The sequence below is a fragment of the Pseudomonas sp. PSPC3-2 genome (genome assembly GCF_049897085.1).
GTDB lineage: Bacteria > Pseudomonadota > Gammaproteobacteria > Pseudomonadales > Pseudomonadaceae > Aquipseudomonas > Aquipseudomonas paraveronii.
In genome coordinates this window covers 130,638-156,986 of record NZ_JAFCVO010000006.1, presented here as the reverse complement: position 1 = coordinate 156,986, position 26,349 = coordinate 130,638, and the positions used below count along the sequence as shown (strand labels likewise).

Sequence of the window (26,349 nt, the reverse complement as noted above, 5' to 3'; positions counted from 1 at the left end):
ATGGCCAAGCCTTTTCCGCTGCACCCCAAGCACCCCGAACGCATCTGTTGGGGCTGCGACCGCTATTGCGCCACGACCGACCTGGCCTGTGGCAACGGCGCCGACCGCACCATGCACCCGGCCGAGATGATCGGTGATGACTGGTACGAGCATGGCGACTGGGGGCTCACCCCCGAGCCATCCGCCACGGACGAGCCGTCAGCGGCCTGAGCAGCGTTTGGGTTTCGTGTTTTGAGGCTTTGACGAGGGTTTTTCGCAGCAAATTCGATGGAACCCTGAGGTCGGATGCTTGACCTAACGCATAGACCTCAGGAGGTGAACCATGCAAATCGAATATATCTGGATCGCATTGGCAGTGATTCTGCTGCTGTTGGAATTGTGGGCGATCAACATTGTATTGCGCAGCACCAGCGGCTGGGAGACCAAGGGGTTGTGGTTGGTGGTCCTGATCTTTGTGCCGTTGCTGGGGCTGATCGCCTGGGTGATGGCGGGGCCCAAGCGAGAGATGCAGGAACCGCGTAAAAGCTAGGTGATATCCGCAAAAAACAGGCGCTGATGGGCTAATGCTGGTCAGTTAAGCGATAGAGCAGGTAACCGCTAACCCGTGGCGAGGGAGCGTTCTTCCTTAACTGACTGGCATTACGCCGATGGGCGCCTGTTTGCATTCAAGGCCGGCCGCTGTAGTCAGCCGTCGATATAAACGCAATGACTGGTTGTGCGGCCGATGGGCGGTTACTCTTCCTACTCAGTTCAGGGAGAGGTAACCCCGATGTCGTTGATCACAACCATCGAAGACTTACGCAAGCTGGCGCAAAAACGCGTTCCAAGGATGTTTTACGACTACGCCGATTCCGGTTCTTGGACTGAAAGCACTTACCGGGCAAATGAAAGCGATTTTGCCCAGATCAAATTCCGCCAACGGGTGGCGCGCAATATCGATGAGCGCTCGATCCGCGCCACCATGATCGGCCAGGACATGGCCATGCCGGTCGCCCTGGCGCCCACTGGCCTGGCCGGGATGCAGCATGCCGATGGTGAGATTCTCACGGCCCGCGCCGCTGCGGCCTTTGGCCTGCGCTACACCTTGTCGACCATGAGCATTTGCTCCCTGGAAGACATCGCCGAACAGGTCGGCCAGCCGTTCTGGTTTCAACTCTATGTGATGCGCGACCGCGCCTTTATCGAACAGTTGATCGAGCGCGCCAAGGCCGCGGGTGTCGATGCGTTGGTGTTGACGCTGGACCTGCAGATCCTCGGGCAACGCCACAAGGACCTGATCAACGGCCTATCGGCGCCACCCAGGCTGACCCTGCCAAATATCCTCAACATGATGACCAAGCCGCGCTGGGTGATGGGCATGCTCGGCACCAAGCGCCATGGCTTCGGCAATATCGTTGGGCATGTCAAAGGCGTGGCCGACATGAGTTCGCTGTCGTCGTGGACCGCCCAGCAATTCGACCCGCGCCTGAGCTGGGACGATGTGGAGTGGATCAAGAAGTGCTGGGGCGGCAAGCTGATCATCAAGGGCATCCTCGATGTGGAAGATGCGCGCCTGGCCGCGAATGCCGGCGCCGATGCGTTGGTGGTGAGCAATCACGGTGGTCGTCAGCTGGATGGCGCGCCGTCGAGCATCAGCCAATTGCCGGCGATCGTCGAGGCGGTGGGCGAACGTATTGAAGTGTGGCTCGATGGCGGTATCCGTTCCGGCCAGGACGTGCTCAAGGCGATGGCATTGGGCGCCAAAGGCACCATGATCGGTCGCCCGCATTTGTACGGTTTGGGCGCGATGGGTGAAGTGGGGGTGACCAAGGCGCTCGAGATCATCGCCCGCGAGTTGGACGTGTCGATGGCGCTGTGCGGGTATAACGATATACGCAATGTGAATCGCGATATTTTGCTGCCTGGCACCTTTCCCCAAGGTGCGGGTTGAGCAAAAAAATCGTAAAAAAATAAAAAGAGTTGTCCACGAAAACCGTGGGTATCTCTGTGGATAACTTTGCGCGGGCCCGGCGGGGGTTGGCGATTCAGCCCAAGGTCAATATTTGATCAACTTCTGGCGCGGGCCAGCATAGGCTGGGTTTGCGCTTGACAGCCCCGTGCGAACCCAGTGCCGAAAACACACTTTATGAGTCGTTGGTGTGCCCAGTTGAGTGGGTGACAACCTGTGTCGGCATCTTCGCCTGCATCAGGTTGTCCAGTGCTTTGCGATAGCTGCGACCGGCCAGGCTCATGCTGTTGTTGTGGCTGGCGCCAGGCACCAGCAACAGCCGCTTGGGTTCCTGGGCGGCGGCAAATAGTTGCTCGCTGAACCGCGCAGGGACATAGAGGTCGTCCAGGCCGTGGACCACCAGCAGGGGCATATGGATGTCGGCAATCTTGTCGATCGAATCGAATTTCTGCGACAGCAGCCAGCGCACCGGCAAGGAGGTATTCGCCATGGCAGTGGCCACATCCGCCAGGGAAGTGAACGTCGATTCGATCACCAGTCCGCGCACGGGCAAGGGGGTTTGTCGGCCCAGTTCAGCGGCCAGGTCGATTGCCACCGCGCCGCCCAGGGAGTGCCCGTAGATCAGGCGTTTGCTTGGGTCGGGTTGCAACAGTTGGAAGCGTTCCCAGGCGATGCGTGCATCCTCGTACACCGTGGTTTCCGAGGGCAGGTCGCCCTGGCTCTGGCCGAAGCCGCGGTAGTCGATGGCCAGCACCGAATAGCCCAGCGCGTGCAATTGCTCGATGCGAAACAGCTGCCCGGTGAGGTTCCAGCGCACGCCATGCAGGTACAGGATGGCCGGCGCGTCCTTCTTGTCTGCCGGCCACCACCACCCGTGAATGTTCTGTCCCGACTTGAAACTGGCGGGCGTGAGCTCGAATTCCTGCACCGTCTTGGGTAAGCCGCTGTACCAACTGGCGGTGCCCGGTTCGATGCGAAACAGCAGCTCGCGCTCTTTGTGTTGCAGCACGGCGCAACCCACCGGCAACCCGAGGATCAAGATGGCCATGCACAGCAGGGGAAACCAGCGCAGGCCCAGGCGGGAGAGAAAACGAGAGGACATGAAGGTTCCAGGACAAAGGCGAGGCACGGGTTTTACCCGATGGCCACCGGGGGCAGGCATTAATTCGACGGCCGTCGGCGGGGATTGCTTGCAAAGTATTACGGCATTCAGGTGCCGTCCAGTCAGGCGATCGCCACCACCTGCACCCGATTGCGTCCATGGGCCTTGGCCTGGTACAGCGCCTGGTCGGCCTGGGACAGTAAGTGCGAGAGGTCATGGCCTGCCGCCGTGGTGGTCACGATGCCGATGCTCACACTCAAGAACCCTGGTGTCAGCAGGTCCAGTTCGGCAAACCCCCGGCGGATGCGCTCGGCCACTTCAAACGCACCGGCCGCATCGCTGTCGGCCAGCAGGCAGGCGAACTCTTCACCGCCGATACGCGCAAACACATCACCGCTGCGCAGCGTTGCCCGGGTCACCTGGCTGAAGGCGATCAGCACCTGGTCGCCCATGGGGTGGCCGAAACTGTCGTTCACGCGCTTGAAGTGGTCCAGGTCGCACAGCAACAAGGCTGCGCTGCGCTGGCGACGGCTGCTGTCGACTAGCAGTTTTTCGCCCTTGAGCATAAAGGCGCGGCGGTTGCTGGCGCCGGTCAGTGCATCGCTGAAGGCGGCGGCCTTGAAGCGCAACTCGGCGCGCTCCTTGACCATCGCCAGGGTGACGTAGGCAATGCCGATGGCATACAGCATCGATTCAAACAGCATGAACGAAAAAAACGGCACGCCTTCGCCCCCCGAGGCCTGGGCGTTTTTCAGCGGCAGGCCGGGGTCGGTGAGCGCGCGTATGGCGTAGAACGCGGTATGCAAAAGGGTCAGCACCAGGGCGGGGGCGTAGGCGACTTCCAGGGTCGCGCGGTTGCGCCATAGCTCCATGGCCGACAGCACGCCATAACTGGCCGCCAGCAGCGAATACAGGGTGACCCGCGCCGACAGCGAACAATAGAACTGCGGCAGCAGGCACATCAACAGCCACACGCCACACCCGGCAAAAATCCCCGGCAGGCTGGGCTTGCGTTGCACGAAGGTGCGCATGGCGGTCCAGTTCATCGCAGCGCTGAGCACTAGCACGACATTGCCCAGGATCAATGCGACAAAGTCCACGCCCACGCCGCGCACCACGATCAGCCCGGTGCCCAGGGAGGCGAGCAGCAGCATGATGCCGAGATAGCCCAAGGTTGGCTCACGGCCACGGCTCCAGGCATGCACGGTGAGCAGGCCCATCAGGCAGAACACGAACACGGCCACTATCAGTAGCGTCGGGATATGCAGCGACATTGCCTTGCCCTTGCAGAGACCTTTTGTGGGCGCGATTGTAGCGGTATGCGACCCGCTTGACGCTGACCTTGCCACCGCGACATGCTCCTGCTCCTTTGAGCAAAGGCCCGACCATGGACAACAGCCCCGTTCGCATCACCGCCGAAGAGACGCTTTCGGACAATTGGTACCTGCTGAAAAAATACAGCTTCGACCTACGCCGCCGCGATGGCAACTGGCAGGCCCAGACCCGCGAGGTGTACGACCGGGGCAACGGCGCGACCATCCTGTTGTACAACCGCGCACAGCGCACTGTGCTGCTGATCCGGCAGTTCCGCATGCCCACCTTCGTCAACGACTACCCCGGTTACCTGATCGAAGCCGCAGCCGGCTTGCTGGACAACGCCAGCCCGGAAGAACGCATTCGCCTGGAGGCGGAGGAGGAGACGGGCTATCGGGTGGGGCATGTGGAGAAGATCTATGCGGCGTTCATGAGCCCGGGGTCGGTGACTGAGCGGATTCACTTTTTTCTCGGCGAGTACCAACCGGGGGATCGGGTGGGCACGGGCGGTGGGATTGAAGAGGAGGGTGAGGATATCGAGGTGCTGGAATTGGGATTTGAGCGGGCGCTGGCGATGGTGGAGAGTGGGGAGATTGTGGATGGGAAGACCATCATGTTGTTGCAGCATCTGGAGTTGCGGATGTTGAAAGAGGGGTGGTGAGGGTTTGGGTTGGGTTTGGGTGATTGTGTACATATCCGTTATTTAGGTCACGGCGGCTATTGGTTCCGCTCTTACAGCGGGTCACTTTTGGCAAACGCCCCAAAAGTAACCAAAAGGTCTTTGCCCCACCACTCGGCACCTCGCCTAGGCTCGGTGTGCCCGAACGCAGGCTTTGGAGCGTGGGCCGCCGTCATGGGCCATCCTTGGCCCAGGACGGCTAACCCGGCGTCCTGCCGGGTTACCCACGCTCCAAAGCCTGCGTTCGGCCAGCGTGGTTAACGGGGCGCCCCAGATCAAAAGCCAAAGCCAAGCGAGGCGGCCTAGTAGCCGACCTGATACTGGAAGCCGAACTCGGTCAGAAATGTGGGAGGGGGCTTGCCCCCGATGGCAGTGTGTCAGTCACTACATGCATGACTGATCCACCGCTATCGGGGGCAAGCCCCCTCCCACATTTGGATCTCCATGGATCAGATAGACCTCATTCTGCTCTGGCTCTGGCTCTGGCTCTGGCTCTGGCTCTGGCTCTGGCTTTTGATCTGGATCTTGATCTTAGGCGCCCCGTAAAACCACGCTGGCCGAACGCAGGCTTGAATCCGTGGGTAACCCGGCAGGACGCCGGGTTAGCCGTCCTGGGCCAGGGATGGCCCATGACGGCGGCCCACGGATTCAAGCCTTCGTTCGGGCACACCGAGCCTAGGCGAGGTGCCGAGTGGTGGGGCAAGAGCCCTTTTGGTTACTTTTGGGGCTCTTTTCCAAAAGTGACCCGCCGTAAGGGCGGAACCCATAGCCGCCGTTACCTAAATAACGGATATGTACACAATCACCCAGCCCAACCCCAACCCCCGACTACCGGCTATTGTCAGAAATTTCCCACAGGAGTACAAATGTACTCCATGACAACCCTAACCCCCCGCCGCACCGCCATCCTGACCTTCATCCGCGACCGCATCGCGCAACAAGGCCAACCCCCCAGCCTCGCCGAGATCGCCGAGGCATTCGGCTTCGCCTCCCGCAGCGTCGCGCGCAAACACGTGGTGGCCCTGACCGAAGCCGGCTTCATCGAGGTCAACCCCAACCAAGCCCGTGGCATTCGCCTGCTCAACCAGCCAGCGCGGCCTGAATGGCTGGATATTCCAGTCCTGGGCCGAGTAGCCGCCGGCTTGCCCATCGGCGCCGATGCCGAAGTCCACAGCCGCCTGCAACTCGACCCGGCCACTTTCGCGAAAACCCCGGACTATCTGTTGCGGGTACAGGGCGACTCAATGATCGAAGACGGCATCCTCGACGGCGACCTGGTGGGCGTGCGCCGCAGTGCCGAAGCCGTGAACGGGCAGATTGTGGTGGCGCGCCTGGACGGTGAAGTCACCATCAAGCGTTTCGAACGCAATGGCGACAGCGTGCGCCTGCTGCCGCGCAACCCCGCGTATCAACCCATCGTGGTCGGGCCCGATCAGGACCTGGCCATCGAAGGCGTGTTCTGCGGCCTGGTGAGGCAAGGCTGATGGGCGCCGTCGTTGCCCTGGACGCGCTGTTCAATGGCGGGCGCGTCTGGAAGGGCCGGCCCGCCGCGCCACCGGCCAGCGTCCATCCCACGGGGCTGGCGGCGCTGGATGCGGTGCTGCCCACGGGCGGCTGGCCGGAGTCGGCCCTCAGCGAAATCCTGATGGCCAAGGACGGCGTGGGCGAACTGCAACTGGTGTTGCCAACCCTGGCGCGGTTGTCGGCGGCGGGGGAGCGCATAGTGCTGGTGGCGCCGCCCTACACGCCGTACCCCCACGCCTGGCAGAACGCCGGGGTGGATGTGCGCCAGCTCTCGGTGGTCCGCGCCGAGGAGCGGGATGCGCTGTGGGCGGTCGAGCAGTGCCTGCGTTCCGGCAGTTGCGGCGCGGTGTTGTGCTGGCCGCGCAAGGCCGATGATCGTGCCTTGCGGCGCTTGCAGGTGGCGGCGGAAACCGGGCAGACCCTGGCGTTTGCCTGGCGCGCCTTGAGTGAAGCGCTCAACGCCTCGCCGGCCGCCTTGCGCCTGGCGGTCGACGCTCGGCCCGCGCAAGTGCGGGTGCTCAAGTGCCGGGGCGGGCTGGCCCACCCGGCGCCGATTGCCCTGGTCGGGCACTGAGGTTGGCATGCGCTGGGTCTGTATTGTCTTTCCGCAATTGGCGCTGGACGCGGTGCAGCGTATGCATCCGGCGCCGCACGAGCCGCTGGCACTGCTGGCCGGTACGCCGCAGCGGCGCGTCCTGCAAACCGTCAATGCGGCCGCGCACGCCTTGGGCCTGCGCCCCGGTCAATCCCTGACGGCGGCGCATGCCCTGGTCAACACCTTTGCCTGCGCCGAATACGACCCCGTGGAAATCGAACGCTGGCAGCAGTTTCTGGCGGCCTGGGCCTACCAGTTCAGTTCCCAGGTCAGCGTGTTTTACCCACGCGCCTTGCTGTTTGAGATCGAGTCGAGCCTGGGCCTGTTCGGGCCTTGGCCGCGCTTTGAGGCACGCCTGCGCAAAGAGCTGACCGAGCTGGGCTTTCGTCATCGCATCGTCGCCGCCCCCAACCCGGCGGCGGCGCGGGTGCTGGCGAACCTCTACAATGGCTTGGCCGTGGCCGATGATCAGGCATTGATGCAGGCCTTGGCGCCGCTGCCCATTGACCGCGCCGGCCTTGATCCGCAGGCCGCTATCGCCTTATCGCGCATGGGCTTGCGCAGCCTGGCCCAGGTGCAGGCGTTGCCCCGGCACACCTTGGCGCGGCGCTTTGATGCGGCGTTGCTCAAACACCTGGATGCCCTGAGCGGGCAGCGGCCGCTGGCCCTGGGGTTCTATCAGCCGCCGGACCGCTTCGATGTGCGCATCGAGCTGAACTTCGACGTGCAATCCCACCAGGCCCTGCTATTTCCGCTGCGCCGTCTGACCGGTGACCTGTCCGCCTTCCTCTGTGGCCGCGACAGTGGCGTGCAGCGTTTCGACCTGCACCTGGAACACGCCCAGGCCCCGGACAGCGTGATCAAGGTCGGCCTGCTCAGCGCCGAGCGTGACGCGGCGATGCTGTTCGAACTGGCCCGTGGGCGCCTGGAGCAGGTGCAAGTCAGCGCACCCGTGCGCGGTTTTCGCCTGGTGGCCCAGGACCTGCCGGTGTTCGTGCCGCAACGCCAGGACCTGTTCGATGACCGCCCGCAACAGACACTGCCCTGGGAGCAACTGCGCGAACGCCTGCGCGCGCGGCTTGGCGACGAAGCGGTGCAAGGCCTGCGCTTTCACGCCGACCACCGCCCCGAATGCGCCTGGCAAGCGGCGGCCGATAAAACCCCGTGCCCAACCTTGAACAACGTCCAGCGCCCCGGCTGGCTGCTCAACGAGCCGACCTTACTGGCCGAGCCGGGCGTGCAGATCCTGATGGGCCCGGAGCGCATTGAATCGGGCTGGTGGGATGGCGCCGATATCCGCCGCGACTATTACCTGATCCAGACCCGCGCCGGCCAGCAAGGCTGGGCCTACCGCACCGTGGGGCACAGCGATGGGTTGTGGCTGCAAGGCTGGTTTGCATGAGCTACGCCGAGCTGCATTGCCTGTCCAATTTCAGCTTCCAGCGCGGTGCCTCGACGGCGCTGGAGTTGTTCGAGCGGGCCAAGCGCCAGGGCTACAGCGCCCTGGCGATCACCGACGAATGCACCCTGGCCGGCATCGTGCGCGCCTGGCAGGCGGCGAAGGCCGTGGGCTTGCCGCTGATTATCGGCAGCGAGATGCGCCTCGAAAACGGCCCGAAACTGCTGCTGCTGGTGGAAGACCTCAGCGGCTACCAACACCTGTGCCGCTTGATCACCCTGGCCCGGCGGCGGGCGGAGAAGGGCCGTTATCGCCTGCTGCAAGAAGACTTCGACCAACCGCTGCCCGGCCTGTTGGCGCTCTGGATCGCCGAAGACCGCGACACCCAGGCCTCGATCCAATGGCTGCGCCGCACCTTCGCCGGGCGCCTGTGGCTGGCGGTGCATTTGCACTGCGGGCAGAATGATGCGCGCCACCTGGAGCAACGCCTGCAACTGGCTGCGACCTTGCAGCTCCCGGCAGTGGCCTGCGGCGATGTGCATATGCATGCACGCGGCCGCCGCGCCCTGCAAGACACCATGACCGCCATCCGTCACCACGTGCCGGTGGCCGAAGCCGGTACGCGCCTGCATCCCAATGGCGAGCGGCATCTGCGCAGCCTGCCGGCGTTACAGGCGCTGTATCCGCCGTCGTTGCTCGACGAAACCCTGGCCATCGCCCGCCGCTGTACCTTCGACCTCAGCCAACTGCGCTACCAGTACCCGCGTGAGCTGGTGCCCGCCGGCCATGACGCCCGATCCTGGCTGCGCGCCGTCACCGAAGAAGGCATCGCCCGGCGCTGGCCGCAAGGGGTCGACGCGAAGACCTTGCAGCAGATCAATAACGAACTGGAGCTGATCAGCGAGCTGGGTTACGAAAGCTATTTCCTCACCGTGCATGACATCGTGCGCTTTGCCCGCAGCCGTTCGATCCTGTGCCAGGGCCGGGGTTCGGCGGCCAACTCGGCGGTGTGTTTCGCCCTGGGCATCACCGAGATCAACCCGAGCCTGATGAACATGCTGTTCGAGCGCTTCCTGTCCAGGGAGCGTAACGAGCCGCCGGACATCGATGTCGACTTCGAACACGAACGCCGCGAAGAGGTGCTGCAATACGTGTTCCAGCGCTATGGCCGCACCCGCGCCGCACTGACGGCAGTGGTCAGCAGCTACCACGCTGCCGGCGCGGTGCGCGATGTGGCCAAGGCCCTGGGTTTGCCGCCGGACCAGGTCAATGCGCTGGCCGAGTGCTGCGGGCGCTGGAGTGACGATGCACCGCCCGTGGAGCGCTTGCGCGAAGGCGGTTTCGACCCCGACAGCCCGGTGCTGCGCCGCGTGCTCACGCTGACCCAGCAACTGATCGGCTTCCCCCGGCACCTGTCCCAGCACCCCGGCGGCTTCGTGATTTCCGAACACCCGTTGGACACCCTGGTGCCGGTGGAAAATGCGGCCATGGCCGAGCGCACCATCATCCAGTGGGACAAGGACGACCTCGACGCCGTCGGCCTACTCAAGGTGGATATCCTTGCCCTGGGCATGCTCAGCGCGATCCGCCGTTGTTTCGACCTGCTGCGTCGCCACCGCAGCCTCGACCTGTGCCTGGCGACGATCCCCAAGGAAGACCCGGCCACCTACGCGATGATCAGCAAGGCCGACACCCTCGGCGTGTTCCAGATCGAGTCGCGGGCGCAGATGTCGATGTTGCCCAGGCTCAAGCCGCAAACCTTTTATGACCTGGTGATTGAAGTCGCCATCGTGCGCCCCGGTCCGATCCAGGGCGGCATGGTGCATCCGTATCTGCGGCGGCGGAACAAGGAGGAGCCCACCACCTATCCGTCGCCGCAGCTTGAAGCGGTGCTCAAGCGCACCCTGGGCGTGCCGCTGTTCCAGGAACAGGTGATGCAGATCGCCATGGTCGCCGCCGATTACGGCCCTGGCGAAGCCGATCAGTTGCGTCGTTCCATGGCGGCCTGGAAACGTCACGGCGGCCTCGAACCGCACCAGCAACGCCTGCGCACCGGCATGCTCAAAAACGGCTACAGCGAAGCCTTTGCCGCGCAGATTTTCGAGCAGATCAAGGGTTTTGGCAGCTATGGCTTTCCCGAGTCCCACGCCGCCAGTTTTGCCTTGTTGACCTACGCCAGTTGCTGGCTCAAATGCCATGAACCGGCGGCCTTCGCCTGTGCGTTGATCAACAGCTGGCCCATGGGTTTCTACAGCCCGGACCAGATCCTGCAGGACGCCCGGCGCCATCGCTTGCAGATCCGCCCGGTGGATGTGCAGGCCAGTGACTGGGAGTGCAGCCTGGAACCCATCGCCGGCGAGCAACCGGCGATTCGCCTGGGTTTGCGCATGATCGCGGGGTTTCGCGAGGAGGATGGGCGGCGTATCGAAGCTGCGCGCCAGCGCCGTGCATTCAGCGACATTGCCGACCTGGACCAACGCGCCGGGCTGGATACCCGTGCCCAGGCCTTGCTGGCGGATGCCGGAGCCTTGCGGGCCTTGGTCGGCAACCGGCACAAGGCGCGCTGGGACGTGGCGGGGGTACACAAGCAACTTGGGCTGTTCGCCGGCCTGCCCAGCCCTGACGAAGCGCGGGTGGAACTGCCAGCGCCGACGGTGGGCGAGGACCTGCAGGCCGATTACGCCACGGTCGGCACGACCCTCGGCCCGCATCCGTTGGCGTTGCTGCGTGAAGAGTTGCGCAAACGCCGCTGCCGCAGTTCCCTTGAGCTGATGGCGGTGGAGCATGGACGCACTGTCAGCGTCGCCGGGCTGGTGACCGGTCGCCAGCGCCCCGGCACCGCCAGCGGCGTGACCTTTGTGACGTTGGAGGATGAGTTCGGCAACCTGAATGTGGTGGTCTGGCGCGACCTGGCAGAACGCCAGCGCCAAGCCTTGGTAGGCTCGCGTCTGCTCAAGGTGGACGGGCGCTGGGAGGCGGTGGGCGAGGTGCGGCACCTGATCGCCGGGCGTCTCACCGATCTGTCGCCGTTGCTGGAAGGCGTTGCGGTGCGCAGTCGGGATTTTCACTGATGGAAGTTGGCCGGACCTCCGTGGATAAGCTATATGCAATGAAACGAATGATTGCCGACAAGCTCCAAGTTTTTATCAGCGGTGCAGCACCCCCAACCAACGCTTCTCTTCGCCAAGAGCCCACCGATGCGTTTTTTATCCAATACCCATGGCTGCGAAGGCTGGGGCGGTGAAATGGCCCAGCGAATCCGCGACTTCGACTGGTCGAACACCGACCTCGGGCCGATCGATCGCTGGTCCACCAGCCTGGCCTGTACCGTGCAGATGCTGCTGGCGTCGCCCGTGCCCATGGTGATGCTCTGGGGGCGGGCGGGTTACATGATCTACAACGACAGCTACTCGGCGTTTGCCGGTGGCCGCCACCCGTATCTGCTGGGCACGCCGGTGGAGCTGGGCTGGCCGGAAGTGGCCGACTTCAACCGGTATGTGGTGGATACCTGCCTGGCGGGCGGCACCCTGTCCTATCACAACAAGGACCTGGTGCTGTTGCGCAACGGCAAGCCGGAAGACGTGTGGCTGGACCTCTACTACAGCCCCGTCGCCGGCGATGACCAACAACCGGCCGGGGTGTTGGCGATTGTGGTGGAGACCACTGCCCATGTGATTTCCGAACGCTTGCGCGAGGAACTGACCCATAACCTGGAACAGCGCGTAGCGGCTGAAGTGCAGGCGCGCTCCGCCGCCGAGGAGCAGTTGCGCCAGTCGCAAAAGCTCGAAGCCATTGGCGGGCTGACCGGCGGCGTGGCCCACGACTTCAATAACCTGCTGCAAGTGATCGCCGGCAACCTGCACCTGCTGGCCCGTCATGAACCGGATAACCCCCAGGTACAGCGGCGTGTCAGTGCCGCCATCGCGGCGGTGGAGCGCGGTGCCAAGCTGTCCTCGCAATTGCTGGCTTTCGCGCGCCGCCAACCGCTCTCACCGGCGGTCTACAACCCGCAGCGCATCTATGCCAGCCTCGGTGAACTGCTGCAACGTGCGCTGGGTGAAACCATTCAGATCGAGGTGCAACTACCCCAGGATTGCTGGTGCATCCATGTCGACCGCAACCAGTTGGAAAACGCACTGCTCAACCTGGCGATCAATGCGCGGGACGCCATGAAAGGCGAGGGCGTGATTCGCATCACAGGCGAAAATATCATCCTCAACCCGCGAGATTGCACCGGTAAAAGTCTGCAGCCCGGCGAGTATGTGCGCCTGGCCGTCACCGATATCGGCGTGGGCATGCCGAAGGCGATCCTGGCGCGGGTATTCGAGCCGTTCTTCACCACCAAGCGTGACGGCCACGGCACCGGCCTGGGCCTGAGCATGGTGTTTGGTTTCGTGCGGCAAAGCGGCGGGCATGTCGAGGTGTCGAGCGAGGAAGGCAAGGGCACCGTGGTGCACATGTATTTCCCGCGCAGCTTGGGTGAAGAAACCCCCGAGCCCCACGCCGAGCCTGTGCCACATGCCGTGGGCCAGGAAACCATCCTGGTGGTCGAGGACAACGAAGACGTGCGGGTGACCGTGGTGGAACTGCTGAAACAGGCCGGCTACACCGTGCTGACCGCCGAGGATGGCGACCGGGCGATGCAGGCCTTGCAGGGCGGTGTGCGGCCCGACCTGATTTTCACCGACGTGGTGATGCCCGGGCGGATCAAGAGTATCGACCTGGCCGAGTGGGCCCGCGCACAGTTGCCCCCGGTGCCGGTGTTGTTCACCTCGGGCCATACCCGCGACATCCTGTCCGGCACTCACCTGCTGAGCCCCGACATTCATCTGCTGAGCAAGCCCTATAGCCCCGAAGCGCTGACGCAACGGGTGCGCAGCGTGCTCACCGCGCCACAAGGTTGACCATGACTTCATCGCGCAACATCCCTCAGATCACTGCCCAACAGCTTGGGTTCGTCCGGGTTCGTGGCGCTCGCGAACATAACCTGCGTAACGTCGATGTGGATATCCCACGGGATGCCTTGGTGGTATTTACCGGCGTGTCGGGTTCCGGCAAGTCGTCCCTGGCCTTTTCCACGGTGTATGCCGAGGCCCAGCGGCGCTATTTCGAATCGGTGGCGCCTTATGCGCGGCGCCTGATCGATCAGGTCGGCGTGCCCGATGTGGATTCCATCGAAGGCCTGCCGCCCGCCGTGGCCCTGCAACAACAGCGCGGCACGCCGAGTGCGCGTTCGTCGGTGGGCAGTGTGACCACGTTGTCCAGTCTGATCCGCATGCTGTATTCGCGCGCCGGCAGTTATCCGCCGGGGCAGGCGATGCTGTATGCCGAGGACTTTTCGCCAAACCTGCCCCAGGGCGCCTGCCCGCAATGCCACGGCCTGGGCCGCGTGTATGAAGTGACCGAGGCGCTGATGGTGCCCGATCCCTCGCTGACCATCCGCCAGCGCGCAGTGGCGTCCTGGCCTTTGGCGTGGCAGGGCCAGAACCTACGCGACATTCTGGTGACCCTGGGCTATGACGTCGACATCCCGTGGCGCGACCTGCCGAAAAAGCAGCGCGACTGGATTCTGTTCACCGAAGAAACCCCGACCGTGCCGGTGTACGCCGGCTTCACCCCGCAACAGACCCGCGAGGCGTTGAAGCGCAAGTTGGAGCCGAGCTACCAGGGTACGTTCAGCGGCGCGCGGCGCTATATCCTGCACACCTTCAGCCACACCCAAAGTGCGCTGATGAAAAAGCGTGTCGCGCAGTTCATGCAGGGCAGCGCCTGCCCGGTGTGCGCCGGCAAGCGGCTGACTCAGGCGGCGTTGTCGGTGAAGTTCGCCGGGGTGGACATTGGCGAGCTGTCGCAACTGTCGCTGACCCAGTTGGCCGAGCTGCTGCGGCCGGTGGCGGCGGGGCAGGACACGATGACGCTGTCGGTGGAAAAACGCTTGGCCGCCCAACGCATCGCCGAGGATTTGCTCGAGCGGGTCAGCACCTTGACCGAGTTGGGCCTGGGTTACCTGTCCCTGGAGCGCAGCACGCCGACGTTGTCGTCCGGCGAGTTGCAGCGCTTGCGCCTGGCCACGCAATTGGGTTCGCAGTTGTTCGGCGTGATCTATGTGCTCGATGAGCCGTCGGCGGGGCTGCACCCGGCGGATGGCGAGGCGCTGTTCACTGCGCTGGCGCGTTTGAAAGCCGCCGGCAATTCGCTGTTTGTGGTGGAACACGACCTGGAAACCATGCGCCGCGCCGACTGGCTGATCGACGTCGGCCCGGCGGCCGGAGAACACGGCGGGCAAGTGCTGTACAGCGGGCCGCCGGCGGGCTTGGCGCAGGTTGCAGCGTCGCAGACCCGTGAGTATCTGTTTGCCGAACGGCGCCCGGCGAATCCTCGGCGCCGGGAAGCGAGCGGTTGGCTGAGCCTGGAGGGTGTGACGCGCAATAACCTCAAGGCGGTGAGTGTCGATTTCCCGCTGGGTTGTTTCACGGCGGTGACCGGTATTTCCGGCTCGGGCAAATCCAGCCTGGTCAGCCAGGCGCTGCTGGAGTTGGTGGGCAGCGGCCTCGGCCGCGTGCTGGAAAGCGACGACGAGCCGAGCCTGGAAGATGACACCCCGCCAACCAGCGGCGGGCGTATCAGCGCCGGGCTGGAGCAGATTCGCCGACTGGTGCAGGTGGACCAGAAACCCATTGGCCGCACCCCGCGTTCCAACCTGGCGACCTACACCGGGCTGTTCGACAACGTGCGCAAACTGTTCGCCGCCACGCCGGGCGCGAAGCTGCGTGATTACGATGCGGGGCAATTCTCGTTCAACGTCGCCAAGGGCCGCTGCGCGAACTGTGAAGGCGAAGGGTTCGTCAGCGTTGAGTTGCTGTTCATGCCCAGCGTGTATGCGCCGTGCCCGACCTGCCACGGCGCGCGCTACAACCCCGAGACCCTGGCGATCCAATGGCAAGGCTTGAACATTGCCCAAGTGCTCGGCTTGACCGTCGAGCAGGCGGTGGCGGTGTTTGCCGAGCAGCCAGGGGTGCTGCGTTCGCTGCTCGTGCTGCGCGATATCGGCCTGGGTTATCTGCGCCTCGGCCAACCGGCGACTGAGCTGTCCGGGGGCGAAGCGCAACGCATCAAGCTGGCCACCGAGCTGCAGCGCAATGCCCGGGGCGCGACCTTGTATGTGCTGGACGAACCGACCACCGGCTTGCACCCACGGGATGTCGACCGCTTGCTCAGCCAGTTGAATCATCTGGTCGAGGCGGGGCATACGGTGGTTGTGGTGGAACATGAAATGCGCGTGGTGGCCCAGAGTGACTGGGTGATCGATATCGGCCCGGGCGCTGGGGATCTGGGCGGCAAGGTGGTGGTCAGCGGTACGCCGCAACAGGTGGCGAAGAGCAAGAAAAGCCGCACCGCGCCGTTCCTTGCTCGAGAGCTGATCTGAGCATCGAAGGAGATTAACTGTGGGAGGGGCGGTGTTCATGAGAGCGGGGCTCACCGCCAGCACCAGGATGCTGCCTTTGATGATCATCGGCCACTAACCCCGCCGATCAAGCAAGGGAGTGAGGTCAATGTGGGAGGGGCGGTGTTCATGAGAGTGGGGCTCACCGCCAGCACCAGGATGCTGCCCTTGACGATCATCTGCCACTAACCCCGCCGATCAAACAAGGGAGTGAGGTCAATGTGGGAGGGGGCTTGCCCCCGATAACGGTGCATCAGTCACAGTATCTGTGCCTGACCCACCGCCATCGGGAGCAAGCCCCCTCCCACATGGGTTAGGCGGTGTTCATGAGAGTGGGGCTCACCGCCAGCACCAGGATGCTGCCCTTGACGATCATCTGCCACTAACCCCGCCGATCAAACAAGGGAATGCGGTCAATGTCCCAGCAGTTGGATCTGTTGCTTGGCCAGCTTCACCACATTCTCCACGGTAAACCCGTACTTTTCCTGCAACTTGGCCAGCGGCGCCGACGCGCCAAAGCTGTTCATCACCACTTTGGCGCCGGTCTGCCCGACATAACGGTCCCAACCCAACGGGCCGGCCTGTTCCACCACCACCCGCGCGGTTACCGCCGGCGGCAGTACGCTGTCGCGGTAGGCCTGGGGCTGCTCTTCGAACAGCTCCCAACTGGGCATCGAGACCACTTGCGCGGCAATGCCTTCGCTTTTGAGCTGTTCATACGCCGCCACCGCCAGGCTGACTTCACTGCCGGTTGCCAGCAGGATGACCTTGGGGTGTGCGGCGCCGGCCAGCACATAGGCACCCTTGGCGGCACCGGCTGCGGCCGCGTAGTGCGTGCGGTCCAGGGTTGGCAGCGGTTGGCGCGACAACACCATGCAGCTTGGCCGATGGGTCTGGGCCAGGGCGACCTTCCACAGTTCCAGGGTTTCATTCGCGTCGCCGGGACGCAGGGTCAGTAACCCCGGCGTGGCGCGCAATTGGGTCAGGTGCTCGATCGGCTGGTGCGTCGGGCCGTCCTCGCCGACGCCAATCGAGTCATGGGTAAACACGAACACCACCGGTAACTCCATGATTGCCGCGAGGCGGATCGGCGGTTTCATGTAGTCGCTGAACACCAGGAACGTCGAGGTATAGGGCCGCAAGTAAGACAATGCCATGCCATTGGCAATCGCGCCCATGGCGTGTTCGCGGACGCCGAAGTGCAGGTTGCGGCCGCTGTAGTCATCGGCACTGAAACGCCCGGCGCCGTCGAAGGTGAGGTTGGTCTTGGTCGACGGTGACAGATCCGCCGAACCGCCCAGCAGCCAGGGGATTTGCCGGGCGAAGGCATTCAGCACTTCGCCGCCGGCGGCACGGCTGGCCACGCCCTTGGCGTCGCGGTCAAAGCTGGGCAGTTCAGCCAGCCATTGCTCAGGCATCTTCCCGGCGCGCATGCGTTGCAGCTCGTCGGCCAGTTGCGGGTCGAGGCAAGACAGGGTTTGCTGCCACTGCCGATGCAACGGCTCGGCACGCTCGCGCAACGCATCACGCAATACCGTGCGTGCCTCATCGGGCACTAGGAAGCTGGAGTCTTGCGGCCAGCCATACGCGGCCTTGGTCAGGCGAATTTCTTCCGCGCCCAACGGCTCGCCATGGGCGGCAGCGGTGTTGTGTTTGTGTGGCGAGCCGTAGCCGATCACGCTGTCGACCACGATCAGGGTCGGCGCGCCGGTGTTGCGCTGGAAGGTCTCCAGTGCCGTGCTCAAGGCGTGCAGGTCATTGGCGTCGGTCACGTGCAAGGTGTGCCAGCCATAGGCCTGGAAGCGCTGGATCACGTCCTCGCTGAACGCCAGCTCGGTGTGGCCCTCGATGCTGATGGTGTTGTTGTCATAGATCCAGCACAGGTTAGCCAGCCGCAAATGCCCGGCCAGGGAGGCGGCTTCGCTGCTGATGCCTTCCATCATGTCGCCGTCACCGCAAAGGGTGTAGACGTTGTAGTCGAACAGCACCTGGCCGTCGTGGTTGAAGCGCTCGCCCAGCCAGCGCCCGGCCATGGCCATCCCGACGCTATTGGCACAGCCCTGGCCGAGGGGCCCGGTGGTGGTTTCCACGCCGGTGGTCATGCGGTACTCGGGATGGCCCGGGGTCTTGGAACCCATCTGCCGGAACTGCTTGATATCGTCCAGGCTGATCGCTGGCTGCCCCGAGCGCTTGCCCTGGGCATCGATCTCGACCACGCCGGCCAGGTGCAGCAACGAATACAGCAGCATCGACGCATGCCCCACCGACAATACAAAGCGGTCACGGTTGGGCCAGTCGGGATGCTCCGGGTGATAACGCAGGAAGCGACTCCACAGCGTATACCCGACCGGCGCCAGGCCCATGGGCGTGCCGGGGTGGCCGGAATTGGCCGTTTGCACAGCATCCATGGCCAGGGTGCGCAGGGTGTTGATGCACTGGGTGTCCACAGCGGTGGCAGCGTGATTCATGAAACCGGTCTCCCTCGGGTGGCGATCTACAGTGGAGGGCAGGGCGCGGCAAAGGTTTGATCCCATCGCCGGTGTGGCGACGAACGGGACGGGTTTGCCCGCAAACATGACAAGACCCCTTGGAATGGGCTAGCTTCAAGGGCGTAGTCATTGATCAACTTGCGGAGGTAGGCCATGCCAGTGAAACACGACCTGTATCAGGACTTGGGTTTGAGCAAGGACGAAGTCGATGGGCACCGGGCGCAAAATCCGCGTCTGAATGCGCTGTTTGATAAATACAACGCCGTCGACGACTTGGTGGTGAGCGCTGAAAAGGCGGCCGGCAGCGATGAGGAGCTGAAGAAGTTAAAGGAAAAACGCTTGTTGGTTAAAGATGAGATCAAGGATTTGCTGCAGTAAAACGGGCGATCCATTCACTACTGAGGGAGCGCATCAGTCGCTCCCTTGCACATTTTTTCAGATTTGACTGAAAGACATCATCCCCGCCGATACTTATGATCCCCGCCGCCCACCCGGCTCTGGGGGCTTATAGGGCGCGAGGATTGCGCTGATGAGCCGGGTGGGCCGCTTGTTTCAGGCCAGTAGCGCGTGAGTGCATTCATCCATCGAGCGCTGCTGTGTCTCGGCATACAGCGTCAATTCATCAATCGTCTTGCGCCCCAGCGCCTGTTCGAATTCGGCCTGGTTCGAATTGGCCGCGTAGTGACTTTGCGCCGCGTCCCCCAGGTTCGACTGGAAAATCCCCGCCGCGCTGACCGGCAGAAAATCCTCGTACACCAGCGGCTCGACATCCACGTGACCGGCGGCGATCAGTGCGTCCAGCGTGCGCGGCTGGTCGGCGTGGCCGCGTGCTGCCAGGCCTTTGTCGGTGGCGAAGTAGCGGAAGTAGGCCAGGCCTTGTTCGCGCATCTGCGTGTGGTCATCCGGGAAGGCCTGGAAGTGCTGTTCCATCAAGTGCATGTAACGCGCAGCATTGGCCTCGTTGGGGAAGGCGCCGAGGGCGTCGCGGGCGGCGTTCAGCAGTTGGTCGTACAGCGTGCGGCCCTTGGGCGTGAGGGCGACGCCGCGTTGTTCGATTTCGCCGAAGCGCGCGCTGTGGCTGCCTTGGGCGTCGGTGAAGGCGATGGTTTCGTCGAGGGCCTTGAAGCTGGTCTGGCGCAGCAGGATCGGGCAGTCGCGACGCGGCGGGCCTTCGATCACCGCCTTGGGGGTGATGCCTTTGCCGGGCATGGCGGCCTGGACCTGGTCGATATCCAGGGTGCGCGGGGTCAGGTGATTGATGTGCGGGCCCTTGAAGGCCACCACGTCGGCGATCAGGCGGTGCTGGTCGCTCAGTTGCCGGTACTGCGCGGCGGTGACGGTGGCGGTGTGGTGCCAGCGGAAGGTTTCCAGGGCCTGGCGGATGAATGCCTCGGCGTCGCTGGCGTTGAGGCCGCCATCGCGTTCGGCTTGTTCGATCAGGGCGAGGGCGCCGGGGGTGAAGATCGAGCGCTTGGCCAGGGCGGCTTCGGCGAAGGCGCGCAGTTCGGGGCTTTCGATCAGTTCCAGGCGCAGCAGCGAGGTGAACACGCGGAACGGGCTGGTTTGCAGCGCACGTTCATGCACGGCGCGAAACGCAGTGGAATGCACCGGCACGCCGGCCGGGGTCAGGTCGTAGTAGCCCACCGGTTGCATGCCCATCACCGCGAACAGGCGGCGGATGGTCGTCAGTTCGGCGGCGGTACCCAGGCGAATGGCGCCGTGGCGTTCCATGTCCAGGCGCTGGATTTCGCCGGTCCGTTGCAGGTGTTGCGCCAGGCTCGGGTCAGCGTCGAGCACGCGGCGGTTGGTGTCGGCCACCAGCTCCATCAGCGCGCCGTACAGGGGCACTTCATCGCGGTACATGTCGGACATGGCCTTGGAAAAGCCTTTGCGGATGTCGTCGGGGCTGATAAACGCGGTGGTGGGCATAGAAAAATTCCTGGCTGCTGTAAGAGTAATGAATGCCGTTATCCCGATTCTGTTGGGCGCCGCAGGCCCGCGCAAACGAAGATTCCTCTGGACTTCATTCTGCAAACGAATGAGTGGGGTAAAACCGTCTTCATGTGCATCTGAGCGTGGATGGGTTCTACACTGGCCTGACGCGATGGCTGAGGGAGGATTGGATGAGCGCCACAATTGTGCAAACCACTGAAGGCCAGCGCCTGGCCGCCGAGACGGCCGAGCGCTGGCGCGAGTGGGGCCCGTACCTGAGCGAGCGCCAATGGGGCACGGTGCGCGAGGACTACAGCGCCGATGGCGATGCCTGGCGCTACTTCCCGCACGAACATGCGCGCAGCCGTGCTTACCGCTGGGGCGAGGATGGCCTGGCCGGGTTCAGTGACAAGGCGCAACGCTGGTGCATGGGCCTGGCGCTGTGGAACGAGCGTGACGCGATCCTCAAAGAGCGCCTGTTCGGCCTGAACAACGCGGAGGGCAACCACGGTGAAGACGTCAAGGAACTGTACTTTTTCGTCGACGGCGTGCCGAGCCATGCCTACATGCGCATGCTCTACAAATATCCCCACGCGGCGTTTCCCTACGCTGACCTGATCGCCGAAAACGCCCGACGTGGGCTGGCGGATGCCGAGTACGAAATCCTCGATACCGGTGTGTTTGAAGACAACCGGTATTGCGACGTCAGCGTCGAATACGCCAAGCACCAGCCCGACGATATCTTCATGCGCGTCAGCGTCCACAACCGCTCGGACCAGCCGACACGCCTGCAAGTGCTGCCCCAGGTCTGGGCGCGCAATGATTGGAGCTGGACCGTCGGCGCGCCGAAACCGCAGTTGCGGCTGGACGGCGACCGCGTGCTGGCGCGTCATCATGAATTGCCCGATCACCACCTCAGCGCCTGGGGCCAGGACGGCGTCGAATGGCTGTTCTGCGAAAACGAAAGCAACTTCCCCAAGCTGGACGGGCAACCGGCGCCGGGGCCGTTCAAGGATGGGATCAACGATTACGTGGTGGCGGGGCAGGAAACCGCGATTCGCCGCGACACCGGCACCAAGGCGGCCGCGCGTTTCATCCTGGAATTGGCGGGCCTGGAGCGCAAAGATGTCTATCTGCGTTTTGCGCCCAAGGACGCGCCCCAGGTCAATGCGCGCAAGCTGTTTGAACAGCGCCGCCAGGAAGCCGATGACTTTTACGCCGCGTTGCAGCAGGGCATCGCCGATGCGGATGCGCGTAATGTGCAACGCCAGGCCCTGGCCGGTTTGCTGTGGTCCAAGCAGCTCTATTACTTCGACGTTAACCAGTGGCTCGACGGCGACCCGACCCAACCTGCGCCGCCGCCCGAGCGCCTGCAACGGCGCAATAGCCATTGGCGGCACCTGTCCAACTTCGACATTCTCTCCATGCCCGACACCTGGGAATACCCGTGGTACGCCTCCTGGGACCAGGGTTTTCAGGCGGTGGCCATTGCGCTGATCGATCCGGGGTATGCCAAGCAACAGCTGTTGCTGCTGGTAAAGGACCGCTTCATGCACCCCAACGGCCAGTTGCCGGCCTATGAATGGCGCTTCGACGACGCCAACCCGCCGGTGCATGCCTGGGCCAGTTGGCGGGTGTATCAGCAGGACAAGGCGTTGACCGGCGTAGGTGACATGGATTTCCTGGAGCGGATCTTCCACAAGCTGCTGCTGAATTTCTCCTGGTGGGTCAACCGCAAGGATGCCGAAGGACGCAACCTGTTCCAGGGTGGGTTCCTGGGGCTGGACAATATCGCCTTGTTCGACCGCTCGGCCACGCTGCCGCCAGGCTACCAACTGGATCAGGCCGACGGCACGGCGTGGGTCGCGGCGTATGCGCTGGACCTGATGCGGATGGCTCTGGAACTGGCCAAACGCAATGTCGTGTACGTCGATATCGCGGTGAAGTTTTTCGAGCATTTCCTGTATATCGCCGGCGCCATCAACCGTGTCGACGACAGCGCCGAGGGCTTGTGGGACGAACAGGACCTGTTCTTCTACGACGTACTGCACCGTCCCGACGGCCAGAACGAACCGGTGCGCCTGCGCTCCATCGTCGGCCTGATGCCGCTGTTCGCCGTGTTGGTGCTGGAGCAGCGCGAGCATGAAGGCCTCGAAGGCTTGCGTGAGCGGCTTTTGGGCTTCATGCACCACCGGCCGGAACTGGCCAAGCTGGTCTCGCGCTGGAACGAGCCGGGGCAGGGCAATCGCCTGCTGCTGGCGCTGTTGCGCGGTGAGCGCACCAAGGACTTGCTGCGGCGCATGCTGGATGACGATGAGTTTCTTTCGGCGTTTGGCGTGCGTTCGTTGTCCAAGGCCTTCGCCGAGCAGCCCCTGGCGCTGAAGATGAATGGCGACACGCTGTGCGCACGTTATCAACCCGGTGAATCCGATTCACGTCTGTACGGCGGCAACTCCAATTGGCGCGGGCCGTTGTGGATGCCGGTGAATTACATGCTGATCGAATCGTTGCGCGAGTTTCATCGGTACTACGCGGATAACTTCTCGGTGGAGTACCCGACGGGCAGTGGTTACCTGTCGTCCCTGGAGGAAGTCGCCGACAGCTTGAGCCTGCGCCTGAGCCGATTGGTCTTAAGGGATGAAAATGGCCTGCGCCCATCGATGGCGGGGTATGCGCAGTTGGAGGCGGACCCGGCCAGCCGTGACCTGGTGTTGTTCCATGAGTATTTTCATGGGGAAACCGGGCGTGGGTTGGGGGCGTCCCACCAGACGGGGTGGAGTGCATTGGTGGCGTTGCTGTTGCATGTACCCGCCACGCCTTGAATCGGGTAAATTTGCCGCCCCGACTTTTACAAGGATGTAGATCATGGCGAACGCCGCCACCGCTTTAAGCCCTGCCAACCTATTGAGTGCCGTGCTGATCAGCGCCAGTGTTTTCACCGCAAGCCTGTATGTCGACAGCGCCAGTGCCGCCTCAGCGAGGGCCGCTTGTTTGCGCTGCCAGGATTCAGAAAGTGCCGATGCGACCAAATGGGTCAAAAATGGCACGTACCGTCTGGAGGCCGTGACCCTGTCGCTAGACGATGAGGTCAGGGGCGCGGACCCTGATTCGGTGCGCAAAATGACCCGGGTCAAACCTGCGGTGCTTGGCGCCGATGAGAATGATGCGCTGGTTGAAGAAACCATTCGCGCGATGGACATCGTCGGTGAAGCCGGGGATGTCGCGGCCCTGGAGGCGCAGTGGCCCAACCTGACCGGTCGCGCGCATTATGCGTACAGTATGTTTATCACTGAAGATCAACTCGTGGATTTCTACAACGTGTATGTGCGCGTTGGCCGCAACAAGTATGTGATTGTGATTGGCCGGGATGTGGAGTCCGGGGAGTTCCAGTTGAGGTCGGGTGAGGGGCGCCTCATCAACCGGTACGGTACCGAGGGCAAACCCCGGGATTTGGAACAGTTCAAGAAAGTCGACGCCGCTGCTGGCCGCTGATCGCCAGCCCTGGACCAGAAACGACAAATCCCGCCATTGGCGGGATTTGTCGTTTTAAAGCGTGCTTTACAGCCAGCGTTCTCAGGAAGGGAACAGCTCGCTCAGTTTCATCGCCAGCATCATGTCGCCTTCGGTGCGCAGCTTGCCGCTCATGAAGGCCTGCATGCCGTCGGTGGAGCCGTCGACGATGCCTTCCAGTGTTTCGGCGTCCATGACCAGGGTTACCTGGGCGTCAGGGTTTTCGCCTTCTTGCAGTTCGCAGGCACCGTCTTTGACGATCAGCGAAAAGTTTTTGCTGTCATCGATACGAAAACCGAACACCAGGTCCAGACCGGCAGCAGCGGCTGGGTTGAATTTGGCTTTCATTGCTTGTACGGCTTTAGCTACGTCAGTCATGGTTTCGATCCTTTAGGGTGGAGTCCAGTGACCTTGGGGTCACGGTTGGCCGCAATTCATCGGAAAGTGATGAGCTGCGGCGCCTTCAACAGTTGCAAGTGGGTATGACTGTTGAAGGAAGCCAGTGCCACCTCGCGACCGCGGAATTTCAGCTGGTTGAGCGAGGTGTTAACAATTTGCCAGTTCAGTTCGAAGGCCTGGGCGGCAGGCATTCGGGTAATCAGGTGGAGCAGGGCGGTAATGGTGCCGCCGGAGGTAAACACAGCGATCTTGTGTGTGTTGTCGGCCACTTCCAGCAGACGCTGCAGGCCACCCTGGACGCGCTCGACAAACCCCAGCCAGCTTTCCAGCCCGGGCGGGTCGTAAGTGCCGGCCAGCCAGCGCTCGATGATCAGCGCGAAGATACGCTGGAACTCGCTGCGGTTCTGCGCGGCGTTGCGCAGGATGTCCAGGGCGTCGGGTTCAGTGGTGAGCAGGTCGGGGAGCAGGGCGCGGATGATCGCGTCGGCGTCGAATTCGTTGAAGGCGCTGTCGACTTCCAGGGCCGGAACCGGCAGGCCAAGGGCGCTGTACTGATCGAAAGCGGCCGTGGCGGTGTGCTGTTGGCGGCGCAGGTCGCCGGCGACGCAGCGGTCGAACGTGACACCCATGGCTGCCAGGTGGCGACCGAGGATTTGCGCTTGTTCCACGCCAACGGGCGACAGGACGTCATAGTCGTCTGCACCGAAGGAGGCCTGGCCATGTCGAATCAGATAGATGCTGCCCACGTCCGTTTTCCCGGTACGTTGAAAGTCTGGCGAGGTTATGAGGATGCCTGCGAGCTGTCAATGAAAAAACATACGCTTGTTTTAAAAGCGCGTTAGAGAGCCTGCCTGCTGGCGGTTTGAGCACTGGCCCCCCGGCGGTCCCGTCGGTATGCTTGGGCGATCCGCGCCTGGCGCCGTGCATTGTTAAGGAGACACATGGATTTTTTGGCTGAATACGCGAGCTTTTTGGCGAAGACCGTCACCCTGGTGGTCGCGATTCTGGTGGTACTGATCAGCTTCGCGGCACTGCGCAGCAAAGGTCGTCGCAAATCCGCCGGCCAGTTGCATGTCAGCAAGCTGAATGATTTCTACAAAGGCCTGCGTGAGCGCCTTGAATCGACCCTGCTCGACAAGGATCAGCTCAAGGCCCTGCGCAAGTCCGAAAGCAAAGCCGAAAAGAAGAACAGCAAAAAGAAACCCGAGGCCAAGCCACGCGTGTTCGTGCTCGACTTCGACGGCGACATCAAGGCCTCGGCCACCGAGAGCCTGCGCCATGAAATCACTGCCTTGCTGAGCCTGGCCACGCCCAAGGACGAAGTGGTGCTGCGCCTGGAAAGCGGCGGCGGCATGGTCCACAGCTACGGCCTGGCGTCGTCGCAACTGGCACGGATTCGCCAGGCGGGCGTGCCGTTGACCGTGTGCATCGACAAGGTCGCGGCCAGCGGCGGCTACATGATGGCGTGCATCGGCGAGAAGATCATCAGCGCACCGTTCGCCATCCTCGGTTCGATCGGGGTGGTGGCGCAGTTGCCCAACGTCAACCGCCTGCTGAAAAAGCACGACATCGACTTTGAAGTGCTGACCGCCGGCGAATACAAACGCACCCTCACCGTGTTTGGCGAAAACACCGAGAAGGGCCGGGAGAAGTTCCAGGAGGACCTGGACATCACTCACCAGTTGTTCAAGAACTTCGTGTCGCGCTATCGCCCGCAGTTGGCAATCGATGAAGTGGCGACCGGGGAAGTGTGGCTGGGCGTTGCAGCTCTCGACAAGCAACTGGTCGATGAGCTGCAAACCAGCGACGAATACCTGGCCACCAAGGCCAAGACCGCCGAGGTGTTCCACTTGCATTACGCCGAGCGCAAGAGCCTGCAAGAGCGCGTGGGCCTGGCGGCCAGCGGTTCGGTGGACCGCGTGCTGCTGACCTGGTGGAGCCGGTTGACCCAGCAGCGGTTCTGGTAAGCCTCTTTGGGGTATAGGTAATACCTGTGGGAGGGGGGCAAGTCCCC

At 63.2% G+C, this 26,349-nt stretch carries 20 protein-coding genes; 14 read left to right on the top strand and 6 right to left on the bottom strand.

Features of this window, described 5'->3' with window-relative positions:
• The 3 genes from ACP7CJ_RS12335 (at position 1) to ACP7CJ_RS12325 (ending at position 1,930) form a co-directional block, all read left to right on the top strand.
• On the top strand, positions 1-210 hold the full coding sequence (locus tag ACP7CJ_RS12335; RefSeq protein WP_276193401.1) for a DUF3079 domain-containing protein: 210 nt from the start codon (positions 1-3) through the stop codon (positions 208-210).
• Between the two features lie 112 nt (positions 211-322).
• A complete protein-coding gene (locus tag ACP7CJ_RS12330) occupies positions 323-529 on the top strand; it encodes a PLD nuclease N-terminal domain-containing protein (protein ID WP_247406845.1) in 207 nt (68 codons plus the stop codon).
• 240 nt (positions 530-769) lie between these two features.
• On the top strand, positions 770-1,930 hold the full coding sequence (locus ACP7CJ_RS12325) for an alpha-hydroxy acid oxidase (protein ID WP_276193400.1): 1,161 nt from the start codon (positions 770-772) through the stop codon (positions 1,928-1,930).
• A 193-nt stretch (positions 1,931-2,123) separates the two neighbouring features.
• On the opposite strand, the gene ACP7CJ_RS12320 is transcribed toward ACP7CJ_RS12325, so the two are convergent.
• Together ACP7CJ_RS12320 and ACP7CJ_RS12315 are read right to left on the bottom strand one after the other, a co-directional pair.
• A complete protein-coding gene (locus tag ACP7CJ_RS12320) occupies positions 2,124-3,050 on the bottom strand; it encodes an alpha/beta hydrolase (protein WP_276193399.1) in 927 nt (308 codons plus the stop codon).
• A gap of 122 nt (positions 3,051-3,172) precedes the next feature.
• Entirely contained in the window at positions 3,173-4,324 is a 1,152-nt protein-coding gene (locus tag ACP7CJ_RS12315) for a diguanylate cyclase (protein ID WP_426101401.1), read from the bottom strand.
• 113 nt (positions 4,325-4,437) lie between these two features.
• Between ACP7CJ_RS12315 and ACP7CJ_RS12310 the strand changes: the two genes are divergently transcribed.
• The 7 genes from ACP7CJ_RS12310 to ACP7CJ_RS12280 all read left to right on the top strand — a co-directional run bounded on the left by ACP7CJ_RS12310 (position 4,438) and on the right by ACP7CJ_RS12280 (position 15,987).
• A complete protein-coding gene (locus ACP7CJ_RS12310) occupies positions 4,438-5,025 on the top strand; it encodes an NUDIX domain-containing protein (protein WP_247406823.1) in 588 nt (195 codons plus the stop codon).
• An 884-nt stretch (positions 5,026-5,909) separates the two neighbouring features.
• Positions 5,910-6,527 carry a transcriptional repressor LexA gene (gene lexA / locus ACP7CJ_RS12305; protein ID WP_426101403.1) on the top strand — a complete coding sequence of 206 codons (618 nt, stop codon included), beginning with the start codon at positions 5,910-5,912 and terminating at the stop codon, positions 6,525-6,527.
• Positions 6,527-7,141 (top strand): translesion DNA synthesis-associated protein ImuA, encoded by a 615-nt coding sequence (imuA, locus tag ACP7CJ_RS12300; RefSeq protein WP_276193393.1) that lies wholly within the window; start codon positions 6,527-6,529, stop codon positions 7,139-7,141. The genes lexA and imuA overlap by 1 nt, the downstream gene beginning before the upstream one ends.
• A gap of 7 nt (positions 7,142-7,148) precedes the next feature.
• The gene (locus tag ACP7CJ_RS12295) at positions 7,149-8,564 is read left to right on the top strand and encodes a Y-family DNA polymerase (protein WP_276193392.1); all 1,416 of its coding nucleotides are present in this window, start codon (positions 7,149-7,151) and stop codon (positions 8,562-8,564) included.
• Complete coding sequence (locus tag ACP7CJ_RS12290; RefSeq protein WP_276193391.1) at positions 8,540-11,632, top strand: error-prone DNA polymerase; 3,093 nt, start codon at positions 8,540-8,542, stop codon at positions 11,630-11,632. The genes ACP7CJ_RS12295 and ACP7CJ_RS12290 overlap by 25 nt, the downstream gene beginning before the upstream one ends.
• A gap of 126 nt (positions 11,633-11,758) precedes the next feature.
• Positions 11,759-13,465 (top strand): ATP-binding protein, encoded by a 1,707-nt coding sequence (locus tag ACP7CJ_RS12285; protein WP_276193390.1) that lies wholly within the window; start codon positions 11,759-11,761, stop codon positions 13,463-13,465.
• Between the two features lie 2 nt (positions 13,466-13,467).
• Complete coding sequence (locus ACP7CJ_RS12280) at positions 13,468-15,987, top strand: excinuclease ABC subunit A (protein ID WP_426101405.1); 2,520 nt, start codon at positions 13,468-13,470, stop codon at positions 15,985-15,987.
• A gap of 431 nt (positions 15,988-16,418) precedes the next feature.
• Here the strand turns inward: ACP7CJ_RS12280 and tkt are convergent, their stop codons facing one another.
• A complete protein-coding gene (gene tkt / locus ACP7CJ_RS12275; RefSeq protein ID WP_426101407.1) occupies positions 16,419-18,473 on the bottom strand; it encodes a transketolase in 2,055 nt (684 codons plus the stop codon).
• Positions 18,474-18,647: 174 nt separating this feature from the next.
• On the opposite strand from tkt, the gene ACP7CJ_RS12270 reads away from it, so the two are divergent.
• On the top strand, positions 18,648-18,872 hold the full coding sequence (locus ACP7CJ_RS12270) for a DUF465 domain-containing protein (protein WP_253395168.1): 225 nt from the start codon (positions 18,648-18,650) through the stop codon (positions 18,870-18,872).
• A 174-nt stretch (positions 18,873-19,046) separates the two neighbouring features.
• Here ACP7CJ_RS12270 and hglS read toward each other — a convergent pair whose 3' ends face one another.
• Positions 19,047-20,423, bottom strand: a complete 1,377-nt coding sequence (hglS, locus tag ACP7CJ_RS12265) for a 2-oxoadipate dioxygenase/decarboxylase HglS (protein WP_426101409.1) — start codon at positions 20,421-20,423, stop codon at positions 19,047-19,049.
• Between the two features lie 194 nt (positions 20,424-20,617).
• Here hglS and ACP7CJ_RS12260 point away from each other — a divergent pair, with 194 nt between their 5' ends.
• Together ACP7CJ_RS12260 and ACP7CJ_RS12255 are read left to right on the top strand one after the other, a co-directional pair.
• Positions 20,618-23,248 (top strand): MGH1-like glycoside hydrolase domain-containing protein, encoded by a 2,631-nt coding sequence (locus ACP7CJ_RS12260; RefSeq protein ID WP_426101411.1) that lies wholly within the window; start codon positions 20,618-20,620, stop codon positions 23,246-23,248.
• Between the two features lie 43 nt (positions 23,249-23,291).
• Positions 23,292-23,918: a hypothetical protein gene (locus tag ACP7CJ_RS12255; RefSeq protein WP_426101413.1), complete on the top strand. Its 627-nt coding sequence runs from the start codon at positions 23,292-23,294 to the stop codon at positions 23,916-23,918.
• An 81-nt stretch (positions 23,919-23,999) separates the two neighbouring features.
• On the opposite strand, the gene ACP7CJ_RS12250 is transcribed toward ACP7CJ_RS12255, so the two are convergent.
• Positions 24,000-24,314, bottom strand: coding sequence for an SCP2 sterol-binding domain-containing protein (locus tag ACP7CJ_RS12250; protein WP_426101415.1), 315 nt, complete (start codon positions 24,312-24,314; stop codon positions 24,000-24,002).
• A 56-nt stretch (positions 24,315-24,370) separates the two neighbouring features.
• Positions 24,371-25,081, bottom strand: coding sequence for a histidine phosphatase family protein (locus tag ACP7CJ_RS12245; protein ID WP_426101417.1), 711 nt, complete (start codon positions 25,079-25,081; stop codon positions 24,371-24,373).
• Between the two features lie 195 nt (positions 25,082-25,276).
• Here ACP7CJ_RS12245 and sohB point away from each other — a divergent pair, with 195 nt between their 5' ends.
• The gene (sohB, locus tag ACP7CJ_RS12240) at positions 25,277-26,302 is read left to right on the top strand and encodes a protease SohB (RefSeq protein ID WP_247405249.1); all 1,026 of its coding nucleotides are present in this window, start codon (positions 25,277-25,279) and stop codon (positions 26,300-26,302) included.
• The last annotated feature ends 47 nt before the right edge of the window (positions 26,303-26,349 follow it).